We start from the raw sequence: 21,744 nt of genomic DNA on the forward strand, positions 1-21,744 counted from the left end.
AGCGCAGCCGCGACGCACAACCGATCGGGCGAAGCGAGCAGCCGGACAGCTCATTCCCGCGCGGCAAGGCCCTCCAGCAGCGCTTCTCGATCGACAGCCGGTCGTTTCGGGCAACTGGTGCACAGCACACAGCCAGGTACCTGGAACACCAAGCAGCAGGAGATACGTCGCACGAAAGCGCGTCCGCCGATCTCGACGAATCGTGGCACCGGGAGTACGCCGCCGATCTCGACAGCCAGCCGCGCTCCGGCCTCCGGCGCCCCGGCATCAAGCGCGCGATTGCCGATCGTGTCAGCCGCGATCGCCCACAGTGCGGCCACCTTCGCTCCGGATACTTCGGTGACCGGCGGGACGATAGCGGCCAAGGTTTTCCCCAGAGCCTCGGCATGCGAGGAGCAGCCCCCCTGTGTACCGCCCGTCAGTATTCGCACCCGTTCGATGCCGCCATCGGCTCGCACTTCACAGGACAAACGGTCCAAGGCTGCTTCGGGAGCCGGTTTATCGTGCGCGTATGCCCGCGTGGTCTGCTCCACCAACGCCGAGGCTGCCATACACCACCACAACGTACCCGCGACGCGCAGCGATGTGGTTCCCCAAGAGTGACCCAGCTCCGTGATTCGCGCGGCCAGCCACTCGGGCCGGGTAAGCGTCCACCCCGGGACGATAGTCACCTCCGCAGGGGGCTGCGCAGCCATTCTCATTCGACTCCGATCCAGCTACCCACGATCCCGAATGTTCCGAGCACCCACACAGTCACCACAACCGACACGAAGGCGCTGACCGTCGTGAGCACCCGCATGCCCGACCTCCGAGCGGAGTACCAGGCCATGCCGCTGCGGTACCGGTTCCGCGACCAGCCCAGCGCCCCACGTGCCCAGGCGAACTCGGTGGTGAGAATGCCGATCCCTGCGCACACGATCGCCCAGCCCGGACCGGGATACGGGATCGCTAGGACACCGACCATGAGCACAGCCGCACCGACCACTGCCACCCGGTCCGGTAGGCGAGATAGAGCATAGGTCGTTGCATGAGCCCGGCCCGGAAGGCGCTCCGGACTCCGCTGTCGCGTCTGCCGGACGCGACAGCAGTGCCTGGGCGGGATCACTTCGTTAGTACCATGTATGAACGAAGGTTATCTGTAACGCAGGTTATCTATAAGGAACCGGAAGTGGCTAGGCGATCTGCGTCATCGATACGCGCCAGCCCGTTCTCGGTCACTTCGATCACCTGTGCACTCGCGATATCGAAGAAAAGACCCGATACCGTGGCACCACGCTCGGCCACCGCCTTACGCACCGTTGGATGACGCTGCAGGGTCTCCAGCTGCACCGCGACATTCACCATGGCGAGCTGATCGACCAGGCTGAACCCGGCCTCACGAGCCGCTACTGCCACCGGATGACCCGCACGGAACCGCTCCAGACTCGGCCTGGCATGCTCGAGCCAGGCATCCACACCGGGGACCCGCGCCTCTGCGTGCAGGGCCGTCATCGCACCACACGAAGAATGCCCGCACACCACGACCGAGCGGACATTCAGCTCCTCGAGCGCGAAGCGCAGCGCAGCCTCGACCGAGACATCACCCTCGGCAGGTACCAGGTTGCCCACGTTGCGAACGGTGAACAGATCACCCGGTCCGCTGTTGGTGATGACATTCGGCACAATCCGTGAGTCCGCACAGGTCAGGAAGAATGAATCCGGGTCCTGCTTATTACGCAGCTCATCCAGATGCGGGCGCATGACATGAGCGTGACTGCGGTGGTAGGCCGTGATGCCTGCCGCGATGGGATCCTTGCGCCCCTCCTCACGGCTCCACGGGCCGAGGACGTCGTCCCAGACCGATCGAGCGAGGCTGCGCGCGGGTGGCTTCGCTGTGGCGTGGGCCATCCTGGCGCCACCGATCTCCACGAAATCGACGCTGCCGCCGCTGGCCCGCTGCTGACGCTCGAACTCCTCGATAGCCTCGAAGGCCGCGTGATCGAGAAAGTCTACCGTCATCTCCACTGTGACGTCGGCACCACGGGGAATCTTGGCGAACTGTGCCGACAGCCTCGGTAGCGCAAGAAAAGTAGCCGAGCCGTCGATGGTGATCAGCCAGCGCTGTGTGCCGGAAATCTGCTCGGCGCGGATCGCGACCCGGACCACCCGCCACAGCAGCAGGCCGAAGGCCAACCCGAGTCCGATCAGCACACCCTCTAGCAGATTCAGGAACACCACACCGAGCACTGTGACGGCATAGACCATGAGATCGCCAGTGCGACGAGCCGATTTGATGTGGGCCAGTTTGACCAACTGGATACCGATCACGATGAGCAGACCTGCCAGCGCCGCCTTCGGGATCTGCTCCACCACCGACACCAGCATCACCGAGAACACCAGGATCCAGACGCCGTGCAACACCCCGGAGGCTCGACTTCGCGCACCCGCGTGCACGTTCGTAGCACTACGCACGATCACGCCGGTGACCGGCAGGCCACCGAGCAGGCCGGAGAGTACGTTCGCCGTGCCCTGGCCGACCAATTCGCGGTCGAAGTTGGTGCGAGTGCGTGCGCTCATCTTATCTACAGCTACGGCGCACAGCAGACTCTCCACACTGGCGATCAACGCGATGGTGAGAACAGCGAACGCCACCGCGGACCAGTGACCGCTTGGCAGCTCCGGGAGAGCGATCGCATCGAACAGCGAGCCGTTCAACACAATGCGCTCGATATCGGTCGGCAGAGCCAGTGACAGCAAGGTGCCCGCGACTACCGCTACCAGTGGGCCGGGCACTACGCGGATTCTGGTCGGCATGTACCGCCAGCCGAGCATGATGACGATCACCACCATGCCGATGACCGCACCGCCACCCTGCAATGAAAGCAGCCGCTCCGGCAGCTCGATGATGTTCTGCGAGGCCGAACTACGCGACGAGCCGCCGAGCAGGACATGAACCTGCTGCAAGGCGATGGTGATGCCGATGCCTGCGAGCATCGCGTGCACCACCACCGGCGCCACCGCGAGCGCAGCCCTGGCAACGCGGCTGAGTCCGAGCAGAATCTGCAACACCCCGGCAGCGAGGACGATGAAGCAGGTCATGCGCCAACCGAATTGATTTATCGTCTCAGCTACTACAACGGTGAGCCCCGCAGCGGGACCGCTCACTTGCAGGACCGAACCACCGAGTAGTCCGGCGACGATTCCTCCGATCACCGCGGCGATGAGCCCTGCGGCGATCGGAGCTCCGGAAGCGATCGCGATACCGAGCGAAAGCGGCAGCGCGACAAGAAAGACTACGACCGATGCCGGAACGTCGTAGCGAAGCATCTCTGCGACACGGTCGGGCAGCAGTCCGGAACCCCCATCCGAGCTCTTGGTAACAGATGGTGGCAATGGCGGGGCTATTTCGTGATCGATAGCCATGATTCTCCTTCGCCAATTCGGCCGATCAGCCGAGTTCGGTTGACGATCAACATGTCCAGCAGGGCATAAGACCGCGAACCGCCATCTCGCGGTGAAGCAGTCCTGACACATCAATAGGTCGATAAGTAAACGAACGTGAGTTTATGAGTAAAGTCTTAGCAAAGCCTGAGAAGGCCTGCGGACCCTGTCCCACGCCACTCACGGCTCGCCACCCTCACCAGAATCTGTTACTAGCAACCCAAAAGCTAACCTTGCTAGTACTCGGCCAGTGCTCGGAGGACGTCATCGTCCAACTTCGCAATTTCGCCAACCATCAGCCAGTTGACCAGGACGCTCAGGGTCGGAAGCAACCCGACGTCGCCACATCAATCGATTGCCAGATATGTGCTACAGCTACCGTGAGCTTTGCAGCTCAGAGCTAGGATCAATAGTAAAGGCTTCGCAAAATGAAAGGAAAGGTTCGCATCACCACTACCACAACCGCTATCTAATTGTGATGCAAGTCACAAATCGATATGCACGGCAGCGTGGCGGGAGCCGAACGCGTGGATCCCTATCGATGTACCGCAACCGCACCCCCTGCGATCACCGCATTCGAGATCAGACCGGCGGCGGTAGCCCACCATCCGACAGGCCGCAGAATCCGGGCGAACATCGTTCGCGCGCACTCTCCAGACCGAAATACACTGGCACGCCACCGATCCGGATAACATAGGCGGCTACGCGTGCAACATCCTCGAATCCAGCCGGACAGCGGCAGTCGTTCGCCGCGTTGGGCGTTTCTGGTATATAGCGCTCCCGAGAAGCGGTAGCCCTGACCAGTTGATGGGCCAAAGGGTTCGGGTGGTCCCAGCTGGGATCGAACCAGCGACCTTCCGCGTGTGAGGCGGACGCTCTCCCGCTGAGCTATGAGACCTTACGGGCGTCCGGCAAGGTACCACCCTCCGGACGAGACGAAACATTAGCACGTGGCACCGTGGGTTCACCAAATCACCGCCTGGACAAGATCGATGCCATCCGAGCGCCATCCCACTACCCACTCTGCTGCCGCGCTTCGGATCGAGAGTCCATCCGATCCCACCAGCCACATGAGCCACCGCCATCACAGTATTCGACTTGCGGATTCCTCCCGCTTTACCAGCGGATTTGTACCTTTCACCGAGCGTCCGCTAATGTTTCTTCTCGCACCGCCGAGGCTGGAACAAAACCTCGGAAACGGAATGCGGATGTAGCGCAGCTGGTAGCGCATCACCTTGCCAAGGTGAGGGTCGCGGGTTCGAATCCCGTCATCCGCTCGAGAGGTAGGGCTAGGCAATAGTAATAAAAGCCGTCCCCCTTGCACGGTGGAGTGGCCGAGTGGTGAGGCAACGGCCTGCAAAGCCGTGCACACGGGTTCGATTCCCGTCTCCACCTCGCGCGATTAGCTCAGCGGGAGAGCGCTTCCCTGACACGGAAGAGGTCACTGGTTCAATCCCAGTATCGCGCACCACCGTCTCGCTAGGTCAGACCCGGTTTTCACCGGGTCTGATTTTGTTTGTGCCCAATGCGTGCCCAACGGAGGTTCGTCGTCCGCGCATAAGTGGGCCCGCATTGAAGCGAGAACGATAGAGCCGCCACCGATGACCGGCCGACAGTAATACTGGTCGCGCACTGCCGCCGCTGTCATGGCTGGCTGCTGCCGCCTCAATCGGACACGCAAGGGATCGGGCCGACCTGGGCGATCCACGAACGCGCCGGGCTACGCGCCGCAGCGGAACAGCACCCACAGGAGCTGGCCTTGTTCGATATCGCTGCGTGAGCAGACATCCGCCGCCGCGGAACACCCTTGCTGCGGATTACGCGAATCGGAGCAGTTCAGTGGGTGTGGTGATGAGGTGGGTCGGGTCGCTGCCGCGGAGTTGGTCGATGCTGTGGGCTCCCCAGGTGACGGCGATGGTGTCCATACCGATCGCGTGTCCCATCGTGATGTCGGTGGTGGCGTCACCGATCATGACCGCCTCATCGAGGGGGATACCGGTGTCGGTGAGGGTGCGTTCCAACATTTCCGGGTGGGGCTTTTTACAAGTCACCAGGTCGTCGCCGATGTAGAGAGTGAAGTGGTTGTGGATGCCGAGGTGGCGGGCGGAGATGACGGCGAATTCGGTTTTCTTGCTGGTGGCGACCGTGCACACCACACCGGCGGCGGTGAGGTGTTTCAGTGTCTGCTCGATACCGGAGAATACCTTGGTTTTGTGTGGCAGCAGGTCCCGATAGATGGTGCGGTAGTCGGTGACCAACTGTTCGAGGACACCGTCATCGACGCCGTCGGCGAGTTCGGCGAACACCTCCGGCAATGACCGGCCCATGCGCGCGATGATGTGTTCGGGATTCGGCGCGGGCAGGCCGCTGCGTTGGAGTGCGCCGGTGAAGGACGCGACGACGCATTCGCTAGTGTCGGCGATGGTGCCGTCGAAGTCCCAGATGAACAGTCGGTATGTCGTGTCACCCATGTGATTACGCTGCCTTCCCCAGTGCGTGCGCGACGCGCTGGTAGAGGTTGATCTCCCGGCCGTTGCTCAGGTCGATGAGGTGATAGAAGTCCAACATCGCGGCACCCAGCTCGGGTGCCTGCCCGTACAGGGCGTGAGCGTAGCGGCCGAGGGCGTCTTCGTGGGCACGGTGGCGACACAGGTTGCGGACCTCGAAATACAACGGGTCTTCCAGGTCGGCGATGCGCAGTAGCCGCTGCGAGCGCGTCAGCCCGAACAGCGGGTCGCGGGCGGCGTCGCCCCGTATCCCGTCGGGTGTGCCGCGCACCAGCAGCTGGGTCTCGAACTCCGCGGCACGGCGTTCGTAGCGTTTGTTCTGCAAGCACACCGCCACTTCCAGCGGATCGACCCCAATCGGTGGGGTGATCATCGTTGCGGTGGCGGGGTGGTGCAGTCCGTGGCGGCCCGACAGGTAGGCGGTCAGTTCTCCGGCGATCAGTTCCTGCACGGCCGGCCAGTCGAGGCGCCGCTGGTGGTAGTGGTCGAACAGCGGCAAACTCAGCCAGCTGAACAGTAGCCCGTCGGAGAACACCGGCCCGGTACCGTCGCGGGCGCCCTGCCCCTCGGTCAACGCCCGATAGTGGCGGGGCAGTGTGTCCAGGCCGTCGTGGTATTTCACGCCAAATCGGCCCCTCGACGCCGCGGCGGCCAGCACGTGCGCCAGGTCGTGCCAGTCGTGGACATGCCCAGTCGAAGTGTGGAAGCAGTCCTCGGGGGTGGTGTGGTGGAAATGCTTGGCGCGCACGGCGATCACGTTCGTCGCATAGCCCTGAATGGCGTGTGCAGGGGTCGAGGTGACAACCTGACGGACCTGGCGGCCGAGATAGCTCGGGTAGTCGGTGAGCCACCGGTGCAGCGCGTAGTTCACGACCGGGCCGACGCCGTGGTACTCATCGAGCAGCCGCCCGGCCGCGTCGATCGCCGGGGCGTGTTCGCGGATGAAGTCGCAGTGGTGGCGGGCCTCGCGGCGTGAGACGAAATAGACCGCGCCGTAGCGGCTGGCTTTGACCGCCCACCACCAGATCCGGTCAGCGAGCTCATCACGAGCGATCAGTTCGCGCAGGCCACGCGTGGTAAGGAACAACGCGACCGCCTCCCGGATCGGGGTCTGCAGGCCGATCCGGATCTTATGTAGTTCCCTATCCAGGTCGTCAGGGTCGACGAAGGCCGGGATCGGCGGGGTCGCGCTGAAATGGCTGTCGTAGTCGTGGTCTGTGGTCCGTTCGATGCCGGTCATGCGGCAGTCCTTTCGATGGCTTCGCCGGTGATGGCTTCGACGAGTGCGCAGCCGATGACTTCAGCTGCGGCGGGGGTGACGGCGTTGCCGTAGCCGCGGGCCTGGGTGCGTTTGTCACCCAACGCTTTGAAGGTGGCCGGGAACGCCATCCCGGCCCGGATCTCGGTCGGTTCGAGCATCCGGAAAGTGCAGTCCTGCAGCAGGTGCTCGCGGTCGGCGCCCAGCAGCCCGAACCGGTCACGGGTGGTCAGAGTGCCCATCGGCTCATCGACCGAGTGCGCGCGGCCGGTGCGGTAATAGGGCACCAGCAGATGCCGCACATCCTCTGGTGGTTGGACCAGCCCGTGGTGGAACCCGTTGGCGGCAAAGGTTGCAAGAGGTTCGGTGACCGCCCGCGCGGACTTCTTCGACCCACCGCCGCGCAGCTCGGCGATGAACGGCGGACACACCAAGGCGTCGGTTTCACGGGTGGTGCGGGTCGGCATCGGTGCGGTGAGGCTGCTCGCCTCGGTACGCCACGTTCCGCCGGCCGGGGTGAGCATCGGGGTGCCCGCGAACTTCTCCAACCCGATCCGGATCCGCGCCATGGTGTTCTCGGCCAGAGGTTCGGTGCGGTCGGCGATCTTCGCCCCGGACGGCAATGTCCAGTCGATCGCGACCGCCGCCGGAGTCGTGATCGGCTCCACGATCGCGAACCGGCAGGACTTCGCCGGACAGCGGTAGACATACTGCCCGGACCGGGCCCCGTAGCGGCCCATATCGACCCCGGGACGTTTCCATGCCTGTATCGCGTCCACTACCCGTTCACAGCCGCCGCACCACGCTTTCGGCCGCAGCCACTTGCCCCAGTCGGGCTGCCTGCCCAGCCCTTTCCACGAGTACGCGAGATACAGCCGGTCCCGGGACTGCGGCACCGGCAGGCACCGCCGCGGTAGTACGTGCGCGGAGTTGAGCGCGATCAGCCAAGTGTCGTAGCCGATGTCCTCGATCGCCCCGACCCAGCGGCGCCACTGGTCCCAGCGACGGCACTGGATGACGTTCTCCATCGCCCCGGCTAGCACCGGCCGCCCGCGAGCGGCCATCGCCCGCAGATAGCGCGGAATCTGCTCGACCAGCGCCCGTGACCGCGCCGACGCCGGGTCCTCGACCACGCCGAGTTCCTCGTCGAACATGCTGTACTGGTTGGACTGGTCGAAATACCGTTTCACCCCCTTGGCGTCGGTCCACGCCGGGCACGCCGGCGACGCCCAGAACAGCTCGGTGTAGGGCAGGTCCTCCAGCACGATGTCCCGCACATCACCGGGCGGGAGATGCTCCGCACCCGGGAAATTCAGCTCGTGCACCGCCACGCATACCGGGTTGTGGTTGGCCGCCAACCGCAACTGGATCCCGGGCACCTGCTCCCAACCCAGCGAGTCCCCACCCCAACCGGCGAAGTAAACCGTCGATCTCAGTGACATACTAAACCTCTTATGTGAACAAAGTAGGCCAATTAAGTTCACAGTGAAGGATGCAGTGCTGAATGTCAACTATGTTGGCTAACAGAGTTGTGGAATGCTGGCCCCATGACCGAACGGACTGATCACGGGGCCGCGATCCGCGCCGCCCGCGCGGCCTACGACAAGGCTCGCGCCAAGCTGTTCGCCGAGATCCGAGCCGCCCTCGACGACGGTGTGGGACCTAACGCGATTGCCCGTGACAGCCAGTTCAGTCGCGAATACATCGCCCGAATCCGTGATGGCAAGGGTCCGAAGCACGCTCAATAGCCGACTACGACCACCAGATCGAACGAGCCCACACGGTTGAATCAGCACAAAGAATGCTGTTCACCGAGATCCTGGCCGGACTCGGCAAAGGCGTTGGGCCGTGCGATGCCCTCCCCGGAACCCTCCTTTTATGGTCCCTTCTCCCACACAGCGACGCTGTACACGCGCTACACGAACCTGCCTATCGGTGAACTCGCGTGCCCTACACCGCCGCCCGCGCTCTCGACTTTTCCCCAGCACTGAGCGCGCCCCGGCGCGCGAACACGCCACCGCTAGGTGGCGCAGCTCTAGACGCAACTTCCGCACCTGACGCAACCACCTACCTAACCCCTCTTTTTGTGGTCTCCCTCCCTTGTGGTCCCTTCTCCTACTGGACTTTCTCTGCTTTGTGTTTTGTGTTGTCTTCTGCCCTGCCCGGCCGACACTCTCTGCAGCGAAGCCGTAGAGAGTGTCGGCCGGGCAGGGCAGGGGGCGGCGCAAAACACCCCAGGTCAAACGCCAGTTTGACCTGGGCATGCCGGGATAGTGCCGGGACTTGGAAATCCCGGCACTATCCCGTCGCTGTCCCGGCATTATCCCGGCACAGTCCCGGCGCATAGCAAGGCCCTGCCACATCAGATCAGCCAGCTGAGATACTGAGTACTCAGCGAATCAGGCACTTTCAGACCTAATCTGAGCGTCGGGACGGTACCCTCGGATGGTCGGTCAGACTCGCTTAGGACGGAGTCGGGCAGGGGTGCCGGGAGGTTGGGGTGGCTCGCAAGTGGTCCTACTGGACGAAGAACAAGCTTCAGATACTCGGCGACTACGCGCCAGCGTTCAACACCGCGTCGAAGAAGAGGTCTGAGCGACTTTATCTGGACCTCATGGCCGGGCGCCCTGAAAACGAGGAGCGCCTCACCGGCGAAAAGATTGATGGCTCGGCGCGGCGGGTACTCTCCGCAGAGCCAGGTTTCACACGCCATGTCTTCTTCGAACTACCCCCCAACGCAGCACGCTTAGATGCTGCCCTCACGGCGCAGTTCCCGGACAAGTCCTTCGAAGTTGTTCCCGGTGACAGTAACGTCACGATAGACGCAGCGCTCGACCGTCTTCGCCCACTCAGTTGGGCACCGACCTTCGCGTTCATCGATCAACAGGCTGCCGAGGTCTGGTGGGAAACTCTGGCCAAGATCGCACAGTTCAAGGGGCTTACGGCTCGGACCAAACCGGAACTCTGGCTACTGATGTCGCCGACGATGACCGCGAAAGGCGTTTCGACCAGGGGAACGAACAGCGGCGCCTTCCGCGAACGCGTCACCCGTTTGTACGGGACGCGGAACTGGCTGAACATCCAAGATGCTCGCGAAGGCAACTCCATCACACCGGATGAGTACCGCGAGGAGATGACCAATCTGATGCGTTTTCGGATGGCCAAGGATCTCGGCTATGCCTACACTCATCGGATCCCTATGCGGATGGAAAACGGGACCACGATCTACGACATGATCTTTGCCACCGATCACCCCGCAGGCGACAAGATCATGCGCCACCTATACAAGCGGGCCGCCGAACGTGAACCTGCCATGCAACGCGAAGCCCGAAGGCTGGCGAAGATGGATCGTGAGCGTCGAGCCGGCACCGAAGGCTTGTTCCCAATCCCTGAATCAGCTGAACCGCAAGTCAGCGGCGATATCTTGTGGCGCCCCGAACCATACTGGAATCCGTCCGACCGCGATTGGTGGTCCGAACGTGACTGAGCCCCGCCACGTGTAGGGCGGGGCTCAGTCGAATCGGGTGCACTCAGGCGGTCAAGGCTGGCATTCCGTCCCACAGTTGGCCGTCGAGTTCGCGGCCAAGGGATTTCGGAGTTCGTCCACCCCATTGCTTGAAGAAGAACGGTACTCCCGCGGCATTACAATTGTCACGAATATCACGGACCCATTCCGGATCCAGCGGACGGTGACCCGTCCCCGACTCGCCGCCGGCAATCACCCATCCGATCCCGGCGAGGTCGAGCCCATCGAGTGGACCCAACAACGGTTCACACGACAGGAACCTCACCGCAGCCGGAACCGCTCGCAAGTGGTCGACACGCTCCAGATAGTCGGTGTTCTCCACCGACACCCCCATCCACACATTGGTCGGCCAATCCAGCTTGTCAGCAAGGCGTTTGAGCCGCAACGAACGTTTGGTCAACACCTGATAGGTGTGCTGCGGCGTCTCCCGCATTACGTCGAATACCTCACGGATAAACCCCACGGGGACCTTCGCGTGAAACAGATCCGACATCGAGTTCACAAACACAACCCTCGGTGCTCGCCATCGCCGCGGTACATCCAATGATTGCGGATGCAACGTCACCCCAAATCCAGGTCCTGAAGTGCGCGGATCGCCATCCTTCTGGTATTTGTCCGCGCCCATAGATTTCAATCGTTTCGCCAACACCATCGCATAACAGTGATCGCATCCTGCCGAGACACGGTCGCACCCGGTCACCGGGTTCCAAGTCGCCTCGGTCCACTCGATCGCCGACTTATCCGACATGACACCTCCTCCCTCAGTCTCGACACTATGCCACTACGGCAATTCTTAGTAGATACTCGCGCGGTGTGGACACGATACAAACAAACTGTGTACTGCTCGACCTACCGAAGCGTCCAGGAACCTTGACGAACTGACTACGGCACACAGCGACCGAGTCATCGGACAACGGACCTCACCCGTACTGGTCACTGGGCAACTCTTTCGCCAGCAAACTGCCGCGCCGCGGTCAGGGTCCGCGTCACCGCAGACTTGCTGACCTCGAACCGGTCGGCGATCTGTGCATGGGACCACCCTTCCTCATGGCGCAGACGCAGGATCTCGGTCACGGTATCAGGATCGCGGCGTCCGGATGGGTCGGCGCTGCACACCTGCTCAGCAACCGCTGCCCACCGATCGATGCTCAGCACCGATTCGGTGCTTTGCGGTTGCGCAGCGGCTCCGATCTCGACCTGCTGTGCACCGTCCACCTTCGAAAGGTCATGCCGGGCAGTGAGTTCACTGGTGGTCGAACAGGATTCGGTTTGTACCTCGCGCACAGAGATGGTGCGTACCGGTTCAGGCCTGTGCACCGGTTCAGGCACTGTACGCACCGCTGGTTCGGTGTTGATGCGGTCGGTGCGCGCCAGCACCAGCAGAGCGACGGTGGCTTGTCCGATGGCGCCGTCGATGATCAGCGGGAAAAGGAACGCCAGGTGTTCGCTCATCCCGACTTGTATCGACAACTCCCGTAACGCGTCGAACGACAGCCGGAATGCGATCACCGCGATAGCCGCTGTCAGTGCGACAACAGACCAATACGCCAGCCGGGCCTTGTTCTGGGCACGCACGAGCAGCCCCACACCGTGGGTTGCTGCCAGCAGCGCGATCGGCGGGAAGGACGCGACGAACGCCGCAACCCACTGTTTTCCGGCCGGTGCGTTGATCCAAGCATGCACGATGTTGCCCGCGATCGACATCGCTGCGACCAACAGCAACTCGCCCCAAAAGAACCGGATCGCCGACACTTCCTCTCGCGTCCGCGCACCGGGCTTCGCATCATTCGGTGCGCTGCGGTGCGCAGCATCGTTGCTGCGCACCGCCTCCGCACCGGTCACGCTCTCGGTCATAGTTCAGGGTTCTCCTCTGGTGTGATCGGTGCGGAGCAATCACCGACTGCGGGCTTGCGTCCTCCGAAGATTCGCGGGCGCGGGCCGAAATTCCGCCTGTTGTGGCCGGTCCAGGTGCGGGACCGGTCCGAGGTCGGACAGGTCGTATCCGGCATCGAAGTGGTCGGACAGGTCCTTGCCGGAGCGGGCTTGCAGAACGCGGATTTCGCCGACGTGGTCGGTGAGGGTGTCGGCGACTTTGGCGGCGTGCTGGTAGCCGGGGCAGTCACGATCGGCGATCACGATCACCCGCCCCGCGCCGGCCAACCAGCGGGCGTGCTGCGGGGTCCAGGACCCGGCGCCCATCGCGTTGCAGGTCGCGATCAGCCCGGCCCGGTTGGCCCGTTGCACGTCCTTCTCGCCTTCGCAGACGTAGATCTCTCTACCGGTGTCGAGGGCTTCGCGGATGTCGGTGAGTTTCCATGGGATCGGCGCGAAACCTTCCTTCACCCATTCGGTCCCGGTCCAGTGGGCCTGCCAGAAGCTTTTGGCGTGGCCGTGTTCGTGTGGGGTGTGTACCCGAGTGACTGCGCCCTCGACCCGTCCATCGGGCCATTTGTAGACGTAAGTGCACACGTTCTGCGGGCGCCCGGTCTGCGCCCCCAGATCCCGCTTCGCCGGTATCGGGAATTGCGCGACGGCGATGGCACGTTCGAGCGGGGTCGACGGACGGCGTTCAGTGACGCCGTACCGCTGTCCGTGCCCACCGATGCTTGCACGCCGGTGCGGGTCGCGGTCGGGGAGCCGGTCCCACAGGTCGCGTACCCGCAGCCCGATCCGGTCGAGGACGTCCTGGTCGTCGCAGCGGGCCCAGCAACGCACCATCGTTTTGCCCTGTCGTGGGTCGTACCGCACACCGAGGCTGGGGTTGTGGTGGTGGCCGTCGCCTTCGTGCACAGGGCACAGGTAGTTCGTCCACTGCTGCGGTTGCCGCGGGTACCGGGCCGGGCCTACCCGTCTGGCCAGGGCCTCGGTCACGACCTCGTACGAACGCCCCTGCGACGGTTGTGATGTCGTCATCGTCACCGCCCCCGCTCGATTGTCGGCCGGTGGGCGGCGGTGAGGATGCGGGCCTGCTCGATACTGCGTCGTTGCACTCCGTCCAATCGGGCCGCGCCCGGTGCGGCGAGCATCCGGCGCATATCGCTCGGTGTGCGCGCCCATCGGTCGTGGGCGTCTTTCAGGTACTTCAACTCCCCCGGGTACGGGCCGTTGCGCCACCGGCGGTCGATCGTCTCCTGTTGGGTGTGGAGACTGTAGACCTCGGCTTCGCCGGCGCCCGGGCGATCCCGCAGCCGCGACAGGCGATCAACCTCGGTGAACGCCTCCCGCATCGCTTCCTCGTGCTCGATATGCATCACTTCACCGCCTCCGCTGCACGCCACGACCACGTGCGGGCTGCACGAGGGGGTTGGTGTGGTGTTCGACCGCCTCGCGTACGGCCCGGCTGTCACGGGCAGCGAGTTGTCCGGCGTGACGCAGGCTGCGGTATTGCAGGTCGGTGGCACTGCCGCCGTTGTTGTGGGCGATGTCGTCCACCAGCCGCAGCATGGTGCCCGGAGCCCTCCGCCAGTCCTGATAGACGTTGTTGAGGTAGCCCCAGTGTTCGGCGTGCGGGCCATTGTCCCAACGCTGCTTGATCTCGCGGCTGCGCTGCAGGATCCGGTCGATTTCGGTGTCTGTGATACCCGTCCGGTACAGCTGCCCGGTGAGCTGGGTGTATTGCGCGAACTCGCTGTGCATCGCTTCCTCATGCTCGCGTTCCATGTCACCGGCTCCTGTCGATACCGTTGCGCCCGTGCCCGTTACGTCCTGGATGCGGCCAGGACTGGGTATCGGGGCCGGCCTTATCCCGATCACGGGCGCCGAAGTCGCGGAGGTAGCTGGCGCGTTTACCGACCGGCCCGTGATCGGCGGGGTCGCTGCTGGGCGGCACCATCCCCCGAAGCTGTTCCAGCGTCGGTGTCGGCTCATCCTGGCCACCGCCGTTGCTGTTGGTGCGCGCGCGGTTGCCATAACGCTGGGATTCGGGGGTGAATTCGATGAGTTTGCGTACGGCCTCGTCGCGTTCGTTCTTCAGCCGGTCGCGTTCGGCGACGATTTGGTCGATTCCGGGATGCTCACGCAGTTGGCTGTTTTCGGCCGCGAGACGCAGGTTGTGGTTCTTCAACGCCTCGGTCCGGGCCTCGGCGGTGTCGAGCTTGCGGCGGACCTCGTCACGGTCGGCGGTAACCGTATCCAGGCCGCGTTGCAGCATCTCCACCCGTGAACCGAGCCTGTCACGATCGGCACGGAGGTCGCGGAGCTGGCATTCGACCTGCGCGAGCCGGTCGTGGTCGGTGCGGGGTTGTTCAGGAGGTGGGTCGGTGCGGTCGACTCCACGCAGATGCTCGTCACGCTCGCCACGGGCTGACGTGGCGTCGGTGACGGCCTGGTCCTGCTCCCTCTGCTGCTGCCGGTGGTGCATCTGGTCGATCTGGGCTCGCAGCTCATCGCCGCTGTCGCCCTGGCCCTCACGCTCGCCGGTGCGCTCGGTGCGGGCCTGCCGCTGCTGCCCACGCTCGGCGGGCCGGGCCTGCTCGGCGCGCTCGATATCTTCCCGCCATTGAGTCACCTCGCCGGCGACCATCGACGGGCCACCCTCGGCGCGGAACACCGGTACTTGATGGCCCTCGTTGTCGTATCTGTAGGCGGCGACGTGCACGGTGGTGCCCGGTGCCGGCCGAATCCCGGCCAGCTGCTGGGCAGTCCATTGCGCGGACTCGGATTGGGTGGCGCGCACATCATGCTCGTGCACCACCTGATTGGCGTGCTCGGGCAGGTAGGTGACGGTGCTGTCGAACCGTGGCTCTATCCGCTCCGCCTGGCTGGCCTGCAGTGTGAAATCTTCGCGGTGTAGCCGCCCGGACAGCGTCCGCTCCCGCAGCACAGCTTCCCGGGCTGCGAGCTGCTCGGCGACGGCCTCGGGGCGGCCGTGGTCGACGTATTGCGTGGCGGCATTGAAGGTATCGATGGTCTGGACCTGGAGGTTGGTGCCCTCCGCCCACCTCGTGTGGCCGATGGTGCGCTGCAACCAGTCGGTCGCGGTGTGCTCGGTGGCGAACGACCGGAACTCGGTGAGCACGCCACCGTCCGGGTCGGTCCAGGTCATCTGCGCGCTGTAGCGATAACGGGTGACCTGAGCCGCGTCGATCCGCTCCAGCAGCGCGGCCTCGGCGGCGGCGCGACGCGCGGCGTCGAGCCCCTGCTGCGCTTGCTGGTGCTGTAGGTTGTGGCCCAGCTCGAGGATGGTGCGGGCGACCTGCGCCCGGTATTTCAACGCGTCTATGCCGCGGACCTTGTGCGCCTGGTGGAATAACCGGCCCGGCTCGAACTGCGGGAATGTCGTCGCGGCGTCCAGACCGTCCAGGGCGATGCCCTGCTCGGTTCTTGTCAGCCGGTCATTGGCCACGATGCGGGCGCGCAGGTCGTCGGCGTGCCGGTTGAGTGCTTGGGTGTCGCGGTAGCGGCGTTTGTGATCGATGTTCGGGTCTTCCGCGCGCTCGGCGACCACCAGGGCGTGGGCGCGGTAGCGGTCGACCATCTGCTGGGTCCACACCAACCGGTGCTCACGGGCGGTTTCCTCGGCGCGGCGCTGCTCGCGCAACGCCAGGCTGATCTGCTTACGCGCTCGGCGCCGTTCCAACCAGGTGGCGGCTTGGGCGTGCATACGAAGCAGATGCGTCAGGGAGTGCCCGAACTTGTGGGCCTCGGCGATCATCTCGTCTTCGACACTGCGGTCAGACATGAGAGGGTCCTTTCTCGGAGAAGAGGGTTATCGGGATCGGTCGGGTAACTGCTGGTCCAGTTCGCCCGGAATCGGCAGGATCGGGTTGTTCGTGTCGTCGAACATCGGGGTTCTGCTCACTGGCCGAATTCCGGTGTCGGCGCCGACGGAAAAAGATCCGGGGGTATCTCTCCCCACGGCCGATGGCGGGCCGCGGAGATCTGTGCGTGGGCGATGTCATGGCGCAACTGCTCGGCGCGTGGGAGCTTGTATCGGTTCTGGTAGTGGTCGCGGCGGCGCCACTCCTCGCGTAGGGCCATCCCATGGGCGCTCAGTTCGGCATCCCAGTGGATGCGCAGTGCCTGCTCGGCGTGAATGATCTCGTCTACCAGCTCCTGCAGACCCAACTCCGTGACGGTGCTTGCCCCGGATGTGGTGAGCCGGTCCGGGCGGAATCCCGCAGCGACGCGGGCACGCTCTTCGGCGATCTGCTGCTCGCGCTCGGCGTTCATGACGCGATACGCCTCGTCGTTCTCGGCCTGCTCGGCGACGGCGCGATCCAGTGCGTGGCGTTCGTCGGGGGTGAGCTGGCGGCGGGCCAGATGCTCGGTGACGATGTGCCATGGGTCGAGCTCGACCCAGGCGACCAACGCGGCGAATACGCTCACACCGGCGGTGATGCCGATCGCGGCGGGGCGGATATCAGTGTGGTTCATGATTTTCGGTGTTCCTTTCAGCAATTACAGGGACGGGGAAGTGGGGGTGGTGCGGCTGGTTTCGTGTCGGGTGCGGGAGGTGTCGATGCGGCCGACCAGGGTGTGCACGATCGCGGCGAGGATGGTGAGGGCGACGGTGAATACCGCGCCGGTGCCCCTGGTGACGGTGGCGATGACGTCGGGAAGGCTCGGGCGCAGCGCGGCGTTCCACCACAGGTAGCCCAGCCATGCCGTGCCGTAGGCGGCGAGAGGACCGGCTACGATCCATGGCTGCCCCCAGGTGGCGAGCATGGTTGCGGTGACCACAACAGCGGAGCCGCCCGCCGCCCCGCGCACCATTCGCCGCCGTACTGCCCGCCCGGCCGCGGTGAATGTCTCCGGATCGAGCGGCTTGTCTCGCTCAGCGGGCTCGGTCGCGTCGGTGTCGGTCTTGACCAGGCGCAGCGTGGGTCGTGACTGTGGTTCGGGCGATTCGAGGTCCTCGATGTCGGGTGCGGCGCAGGCCAGGACGTCGGCGAGGTAGTCCTCGATTTCTTCGGCGAGGATCTCGGCTTGGTTCCGCTCGCTGGCGGGGCGGCGGTACTCGTCGGGGTCTTCGTCGTTGTGGTCGTTGTTGTCGCGGATGATGCGCATCGTGGTGCCTCTCGAACGGTGTGGTCGGATTGCGGATAGTGGTCAGGCGACGGCGGTATCGCCGGGGATCTGCGGTGTGCCTGCGGTCTTCGTGGCGGCTTCGGTGCCCGGCAGTAGGGTGAGTTCGGTCGGTTGGACCGGCACGATGTGGCCCCATTGGGCGCGGCGGCCGCGGCCGTAGACGAATTCGCCGGTGTCGAGTTGCCGCAGCACATCTGGGCTGATCAGCCACTTATCGCCGATCGAGACCTGCCCTTCGTCGCCGGTGCGCTGGCCTTTGATCAGATGCCGCGACGGCAGCATTCCGTGCACGGAGCCGAGGTGTTCGCACAGGTCGCCGGCGTTCTCGTTGTAGCCGAGGATCAACCCACCCGCGCATGCTTTGAGCAGCCGTTTGAGGTTCCACTCATCGCGGGCGAGCCCTTCTTGGGATTGGGCGGCGAACAGCAACGCCACTCCTTGGGAGCGGCCCCGCTCGCACACATCGACCAGCCCGATAGCCCCTTGCTCGGTGGTGGTCGCCGAAACCTCGTCGATGATCATCGTCACCGACCGGCGCTGGTCTTTGGCGGTGCGCCCGGCGCGCAGCATGACCATGCGCAGGATGGCGGCGACCTGGGCGCGGGCGGCGTCCTTGTCCAACCCGGGCACGGTCACATACAGCACGTCGAGGTCGTCGAGGCTTTTGCCGCCGTCGAACACGAACTGCCCGTTGTGGTCCTGCAGCAGATCGAACAGATTGCTGGCCTTGATCAGCGCGTCGTCCAGCTGCGGCACCTTCTCCGCCTGCAACGCGGCGATCATCCGTTTGACGTCGGGGGCGCCGCCCCAGATATCGAGCAGGATGTCGGCGTTCAACCGTTCCAGGAACTCCGCCGAGGACTGTGGCGGCCCGACCGGAGCGTTGACCACGAGAGAGACGATGCGACGGCGCATCTCGTCGAAATGCTGGCCCTCGCTGGTGGTCGCCTGCCCGGCATTCAGCAGGTCCCCGACCACACCCCACATGTCCCGCGCGGACAGCGGCTTCCACATCTCCAGCCGATCCCCACCAGGTCGCACAATCGCGATACGGGCGGGATCGATACCCCGGTGGACGGCGATGCCGCGGATCTCGCGGCCGAGTTCCTCATCGTCCAACCCACCTTTGCAGGAGATGAGCACCTGCAGCGGGCGCGGATGCTTGCTCCGCATCCCTGGGACGTCTTTCCAGGTCTGCCAGCGAGTCCACTCATATTCGAGCATCCCGGCGAAATACCGTTTGATCAGCTCGGTTTTCCCGCCACCTGTGGTCGCGACGACGGCGAGGTGGCGGCGGGCCTGCTTATGCGGGATCACCATCCACTGCTGGTGCCGCACCGTCAGTTCCTGCCACAAACCGGGGGCCTTCGCGGTGGCGCGGTTGGCCAGCGGACCGAGCACGATTCCCTCCGCCGTGGTGTAGGGCGCACCCAGCCGCGCGGTTCTCGTCGCTCTGGCGAACTGGCGGGCAAGCATCGCGTCCTTCACCCGCTCTGTGCGCCCCAGCGACTTCAACCCAACGGTGTGGGTTTTGTGCACGAACTTCGCCCACACATACGTCGCGGTCAGCGCCGCGAACGGAGCGCCGAGAGCGAGCATCATCCGCAGCCCGGACCAGTCACCCTCGGCGAGCTGGGCGGCACCGGACCACAACAGAGAGGCGGGGGTGGTCCAAGAACCGCCTGCCAGTGCCGAAGTGGCCGGCAACAGCAGTGAGGCGATGGCGAAGTTCCGCAGCCGGTGCGGTGCCAGCGGCCACCGTGCCGCCACTGCGACGATCATGACCAGCATGGCCACGATCACCAAGCCACACACTGTCGCCGTGGCCGCGAAATCACCGACCGCGGACAGGTCGGGCAGATCGATACCGTCGAGCTGCCCGATCGGTGGCTTCTCCGGATGGATACCGCCCGACGGCGGCGGGGCCTGCTCGATCGCAGGCGCCGCGGCTGTGGTCGGGGTGGCGGTATGCAGGGGATCGCAGTCGTCGCGAGTGAGGATCGGCGTGCAATTCGGGTTGCTCATGATGCTGCTTCCTGAGGGAGATGAACGAGCCTGCGGCGACGCCGATTCGAGCTCTGTTGCTTGGCGGCTTCGCGCAACGCGGCATAACGAGGCAGGAACCTCGCCCACTCGCTGTCGAAATCCCGAATCACAAGATCCAGGGCGAGATCACCGAATTCGTTGTCCGGCAACCGCTCCGAGGCGGCGTTGACGTTGTTGTAAACGGAGGGGGTGCGGCACAGGTACAGCACGCCGATCATCGCCTCCTCGCGGCTGTCGCGGGCGGCGCGGATCGCGCCTCGCAGCGCGATATCCATGTACTCGGGGTCCTTCTTGGACAACTCGACCTCGACCGCCCACCAGCCGTGGCGCCCCTTCACCACACCGAGGAACCGGCCGTCATGCACATGCGGGCGACCCAACCGCGGCTCGACTCCCGTGGACACCTCCACCTCACCGGTCTTGCCTTTACCGGTGGCGACCGGCGCGACCCGGTGCCGCAGTGTCCGCTCCGATACCCACAGCTGCGGGTCAGCGCCGACAAGCATGATCCGGGCTTGGGCCACCGCCCTGTAGTGCTCGACCAACCCCAGCGGCGGATGCCAGTCGGCGGGGCGCCATCCGAGGTAACGGGCGGCAGTCACCCGCGTGGGCACCACCCACTTCTCCCCCGCCTGCACATCGTCGAGGTCGTAGATACGGCCCTCGTCGTGCAACTGTTTTGCCAGGCTGTAGACGTGGTTGCGTTCCATGCCCAGAAACCAGCCCAGCACATCCAGCTGCATGCCGTGCATGTCCACCAGCCCGCGCAACGCCTGCGTCTTCCGCGGCGTCGACCGGCTCACCCGCTCCGCGCGCAGCAGATCCTGGACAGTGGTGCGCGGCAACCCGACCCGCCGGGCGATCTCGGCCTGGCTCATCTGCCGGGACCGGAACGCGGCGACTTCACCGAGGACCTGCTCGACCTGCCGCGCCCGGATACCCAGCATGTGAGCGATCTCCCGATACGTCGCGCCGGTCGCACGCAGACCGGTGATGATCTGATCGCGGTAGTCGAACTCCAATCCGGCATAGCGATCCGGCCGCGTGCCCGTTTTCGTGTTGTGGTTCATCGGGTTCGCTCCCTTTCCTTGACACCCCCACCACGACGGGCGGCGATATCGCGGCGCGCCCGCACCGCCACCTCACCCATGACCTCCATCTCCGAAACACGCTTCGCGTCAACGTGTTCGCTGTTCGTCGCTTCGCCGCGGTCGCGGACGACGGTGCGGGCTGTGGTCCCGAGCCGATCGGCGATCTGCTCAGCCGACAGCCCTCGTGCGGTCAATGCCGTGACCTGCTCCCGGCGGGCGTCGCGGCGCTGGGTACGCGTCAGTGGTGTCCAGCGCGCTCGCTGTGGCGTGCCGTGCGGGTCGTCGAGTGCGGTTTCTTCCCACTCGAACGGCAGCGCCCACCCCCGTTCGCGCCCGTAGTCGCGGGCCCGCTGCGACGGCCCCGGGGTCAGCTGCAGCCGGTCGAACAGGGCCTTGATCGCCCGTTCCCGCTCCGCGGAAATCGTCTGCCCGGTGTGCTCCACCGGCAGACGGCGCTGCACCAACGCCCCGAACATCGCATGGCTCGGATTGATCCCCAGCTCCCGCGCCAAATGCGCTTGCGGATACCCGAACGCCACCAGTGCCTGCACCCGCCGACGAGCACCAGTAATCGACACCCGCGCATTCCCGGCAGCGACATCCGCGGCGCGTTCCGGGACCTCGACAGCGAGGAGCGCGCGTTCGACCTCGGCGCTGATCCGTTCGGTACCGCCACGGGCGACGTTCGCGACCGTGGCCTTGCTGACCCCAGCCAGCTCCGCCACATGCGCCCTACGCAACCCCGCACCCAGTAACCGCTCGACATGCGCCCGCGCCTGCTCAGCTTCGACGCGCGGCTGCCACCGCCCGTACGCCATCTGACGACGCCGCAGCCGGTTATAAGCAGGCACACACAAGCCTCGCCCC

19 protein-coding genes and 4 tRNA genes are annotated in these 21,744 nt (G+C 64.8%); 5 read left to right on the plus strand and 18 right to left on the minus strand.

What is annotated here, in order from left to right:
- Positions 1-50: 50 nt before the first annotated feature.
- The 4 genes from ACX4ZE_RS10190 to ACX4ZE_RS10205 all read right to left on the minus strand — a co-directional run bounded on the left by ACX4ZE_RS10190 (position 51) and on the right by ACX4ZE_RS10205 (position 4,318).
- Complete coding sequence (locus tag ACX4ZE_RS10190; protein ID WP_480273103.1) at positions 51-695, minus strand: (2Fe-2S)-binding protein; 645 nt, start codon at positions 693-695, stop codon at positions 51-53.
- A 2-nt stretch (positions 696-697) separates the two neighbouring features.
- On the minus strand, positions 698-991 hold the full coding sequence (locus ACX4ZE_RS10195; protein ID WP_480273104.1) for a TIGR02611 family protein: 294 nt from the start codon (positions 989-991) through the stop codon (positions 698-700).
- Positions 992-1,152: 161 nt separating this feature from the next.
- Positions 1,153-3,402: a solute carrier family 23 protein gene (locus ACX4ZE_RS10200; protein WP_480273105.1), complete on the minus strand. Its 2,250-nt coding sequence runs from the start codon at positions 3,400-3,402 to the stop codon at positions 1,153-1,155.
- Between the two features lie 844 nt (positions 3,403-4,246).
- A tRNA-Val gene (locus tag ACX4ZE_RS10205) sits at positions 4,247-4,318 on the minus strand.
- A 306-nt stretch (positions 4,319-4,624) separates the two neighbouring features.
- Between ACX4ZE_RS10205 and ACX4ZE_RS10210 the strand changes: the two genes are divergently transcribed.
- The 3 genes from ACX4ZE_RS10210 (at position 4,625) to ACX4ZE_RS10220 (ending at position 4,891) form a co-directional block, all read left to right on the plus strand.
- Positions 4,625-4,697 (plus strand) — tRNA-Gly (locus ACX4ZE_RS10210).
- Positions 4,698-4,744: 47 nt separating this feature from the next.
- A tRNA-Cys gene (locus tag ACX4ZE_RS10215) sits at positions 4,745-4,815 on the plus strand.
- 1 nt (position 4,816) lies between these two features.
- A tRNA-Val gene (locus ACX4ZE_RS10220) sits at positions 4,817-4,891 on the plus strand.
- 346 nt (positions 4,892-5,237) lie between these two features.
- On the opposite strand, the gene ACX4ZE_RS10225 is transcribed toward ACX4ZE_RS10220, so the two are convergent.
- Genes ACX4ZE_RS10225 through ACX4ZE_RS10235 form a run of 3 tightly spaced genes read right to left on the minus strand, consistent with a single transcriptional unit; the run spans position 5,238 to position 8,627 of the window.
- Positions 5,238-5,891, minus strand: a complete 654-nt coding sequence (locus ACX4ZE_RS10225) for an HAD family hydrolase (RefSeq protein ID WP_480273106.1) — start codon at positions 5,889-5,891, stop codon at positions 5,238-5,240.
- Between the two features lie 4 nt (positions 5,892-5,895).
- Entirely contained in the window at positions 5,896-7,167 is a 1,272-nt protein-coding gene (locus tag ACX4ZE_RS10230) for a hypothetical protein (RefSeq protein WP_480273107.1), read from the minus strand.
- Positions 7,164-8,627: a DNA cytosine methyltransferase gene (locus ACX4ZE_RS10235; protein WP_480273108.1), complete on the minus strand. Its 1,464-nt coding sequence runs from the start codon at positions 8,625-8,627 to the stop codon at positions 7,164-7,166. The genes ACX4ZE_RS10230 and ACX4ZE_RS10235 overlap by 4 nt, the downstream gene beginning before the upstream one ends.
- A gap of 105 nt (positions 8,628-8,732) precedes the next feature.
- Between ACX4ZE_RS10235 and ACX4ZE_RS10240 the strand changes: the two genes are divergently transcribed.
- Both ACX4ZE_RS10240 and tcmP read left to right on the plus strand, forming a co-directional pair.
- Complete coding sequence (locus tag ACX4ZE_RS10240; RefSeq protein WP_480273109.1) at positions 8,733-8,933, plus strand: hypothetical protein; 201 nt, start codon at positions 8,733-8,735, stop codon at positions 8,931-8,933.
- Between the two features lie 752 nt (positions 8,934-9,685).
- Positions 9,686-10,672, plus strand: a complete 987-nt coding sequence (gene tcmP / locus ACX4ZE_RS10245; RefSeq protein WP_480273110.1) for a three-Cys-motif partner protein TcmP — start codon at positions 9,686-9,688, stop codon at positions 10,670-10,672.
- Between the two features lie 43 nt (positions 10,673-10,715).
- Here tcmP and ACX4ZE_RS10250 read toward each other — a convergent pair whose 3' ends face one another.
- From ACX4ZE_RS10250 to ACX4ZE_RS10300, 11 genes are all read right to left on the minus strand, one after another.
- Complete coding sequence (locus tag ACX4ZE_RS10250) at positions 10,716-11,459, minus strand: DUF5131 family protein (protein ID WP_480273111.1); 744 nt, start codon at positions 11,457-11,459, stop codon at positions 10,716-10,718.
- Positions 11,460-11,644: 185 nt separating this feature from the next.
- Positions 11,645-12,565, minus strand: coding sequence for a DUF2637 domain-containing protein (locus ACX4ZE_RS10255; RefSeq protein WP_480273112.1), 921 nt, complete (start codon positions 12,563-12,565; stop codon positions 11,645-11,647).
- Positions 12,566-12,604: 39 nt separating this feature from the next.
- Positions 12,605-13,624: a toprim domain-containing protein gene (locus ACX4ZE_RS10260; RefSeq protein ID WP_480273113.1), complete on the minus strand. Its 1,020-nt coding sequence runs from the start codon at positions 13,622-13,624 to the stop codon at positions 12,605-12,607.
- A 2-nt stretch (positions 13,625-13,626) separates the two neighbouring features.
- Positions 13,627-13,962, minus strand: a complete 336-nt coding sequence (locus tag ACX4ZE_RS10265; protein WP_480273114.1) for a hypothetical protein — start codon at positions 13,960-13,962, stop codon at positions 13,627-13,629.
- Between the two features lie 4 nt (positions 13,963-13,966).
- Positions 13,967-14,371 (minus strand): hypothetical protein, encoded by a 405-nt coding sequence (locus tag ACX4ZE_RS10270; protein ID WP_480273115.1) that lies wholly within the window; start codon positions 14,369-14,371, stop codon positions 13,967-13,969.
- Position 14,372: 1 nt separating this feature from the next.
- On the minus strand, positions 14,373-16,391 hold the full coding sequence (locus tag ACX4ZE_RS10275; protein WP_480273116.1) for a hypothetical protein: 2,019 nt from the start codon (positions 16,389-16,391) through the stop codon (positions 14,373-14,375).
- 116 nt (positions 16,392-16,507) lie between these two features.
- Positions 16,508-17,086 (minus strand): hypothetical protein, encoded by a 579-nt coding sequence (locus ACX4ZE_RS10280; protein WP_480273117.1) that lies wholly within the window; start codon positions 17,084-17,086, stop codon positions 16,508-16,510.
- Between the two features lie 24 nt (positions 17,087-17,110).
- Entirely contained in the window at positions 17,111-17,719 is a 609-nt protein-coding gene (locus ACX4ZE_RS10285) for a hypothetical protein (RefSeq protein ID WP_480273118.1), read from the minus strand.
- Positions 17,720-17,761: 42 nt separating this feature from the next.
- Entirely contained in the window at positions 17,762-19,765 is a 2,004-nt protein-coding gene (locus tag ACX4ZE_RS10290; protein WP_480273119.1) for a type IV secretory system conjugative DNA transfer family protein, read from the minus strand.
- Entirely contained in the window at positions 19,762-20,856 is a 1,095-nt protein-coding gene (locus ACX4ZE_RS10295; RefSeq protein ID WP_480273120.1) for a hypothetical protein, read from the minus strand. The genes ACX4ZE_RS10290 and ACX4ZE_RS10295 overlap by 4 nt, the downstream gene beginning before the upstream one ends.
- On the minus strand, positions 20,853-21,695 hold the full coding sequence (locus tag ACX4ZE_RS10300; protein ID WP_480273121.1) for a hypothetical protein: 843 nt from the start codon (positions 21,693-21,695) through the stop codon (positions 20,853-20,855). The genes ACX4ZE_RS10295 and ACX4ZE_RS10300 overlap by 4 nt, the downstream gene beginning before the upstream one ends.
- Between the last annotated feature and the right edge of the window lie 49 nt (positions 21,696-21,744).

Source organism: Nocardia sp. TBRC8007, assembly GCF_056629435.1.

Coding starts and splice junctions, on each gene's coding strand:
- ACX4ZE_RS10300 (WP_480273121.1), bottom strand. CDS start 21,695: ATGGCGTACGGGCGGTGGCAGCCGCGCGTCGAAGCTGAGCAGGCGCGG.
- ACX4ZE_RS10190 (WP_480273103.1), bottom strand. CDS start 695: ATGGCTGCGCAGCCCCCTGCGGAGGTGACTATCGTCCCGGGGTGGACG.
- ACX4ZE_RS10230 (WP_480273107.1), bottom strand. CDS start 7,167: ATGACCGGCATCGAACGGACCACAGACCACGACTACGACAGCCATTTC.
- ACX4ZE_RS10200 (WP_480273105.1), bottom strand. CDS start 3,402: ATGGCTATCGATCACGAAATAGCCCCGCCATTGCCACCATCTGTTACC.
- ACX4ZE_RS10290 (WP_480273119.1), bottom strand. CDS start 19,765: ATGAGCAACCCGAATTGCACGCCGATCCTCACTCGCGACGACTGCGAT.
- ACX4ZE_RS10240 (WP_480273109.1), top strand. CDS start 8,733: ATGACCGAACGGACTGATCACGGGGCCGCGATCCGCGCCGCCCGCGCG.
- ACX4ZE_RS10270 (WP_480273115.1), bottom strand. CDS start 14,371: ATGGAACGCGAGCATGAGGAAGCGATGCACAGCGAGTTCGCGCAATAC.
- ACX4ZE_RS10280 (WP_480273117.1), bottom strand. CDS start 17,086: ATGAACCACACTGATATCCGCCCCGCCGCGATCGGCATCACCGCCGGT.
- ACX4ZE_RS10275 (WP_480273116.1), bottom strand. CDS start 16,391: ATGTCTGACCGCAGTGTCGAAGACGAGATGATCGCCGAGGCCCACAAG.
- ACX4ZE_RS10225 (WP_480273106.1), bottom strand. CDS start 5,891: ATGGGTGACACGACATACCGACTGTTCATCTGGGACTTCGACGGCACC.
- ACX4ZE_RS10250 (WP_480273111.1), bottom strand. CDS start 11,459: ATGTCGGATAAGTCGGCGATCGAGTGGACCGAGGCGACTTGGAACCCG.
- ACX4ZE_RS10260 (WP_480273113.1), bottom strand. CDS start 13,624: ATGACGACATCACAACCGTCGCAGGGGCGTTCGTACGAGGTCGTGACC.
- ACX4ZE_RS10265 (WP_480273114.1), bottom strand. CDS start 13,962: ATGCATATCGAGCACGAGGAAGCGATGCGGGAGGCGTTCACCGAGGTT.
- ACX4ZE_RS10295 (WP_480273120.1), bottom strand. CDS start 20,856: ATGAACCACAACACGAAAACGGGCACGCGGCCGGATCGCTATGCCGGA.
- ACX4ZE_RS10285 (WP_480273118.1), bottom strand. CDS start 17,719: ATGCGCATCATCCGCGACAACAACGACCACAACGACGAAGACCCCGAC.
- ACX4ZE_RS10235 (WP_480273108.1), bottom strand. CDS start 8,627: ATGTCACTGAGATCGACGGTTTACTTCGCCGGTTGGGGTGGGGACTCG.
- ACX4ZE_RS10255 (WP_480273112.1), bottom strand. CDS start 12,565: ATGACCGAGAGCGTGACCGGTGCGGAGGCGGTGCGCAGCAACGATGCT.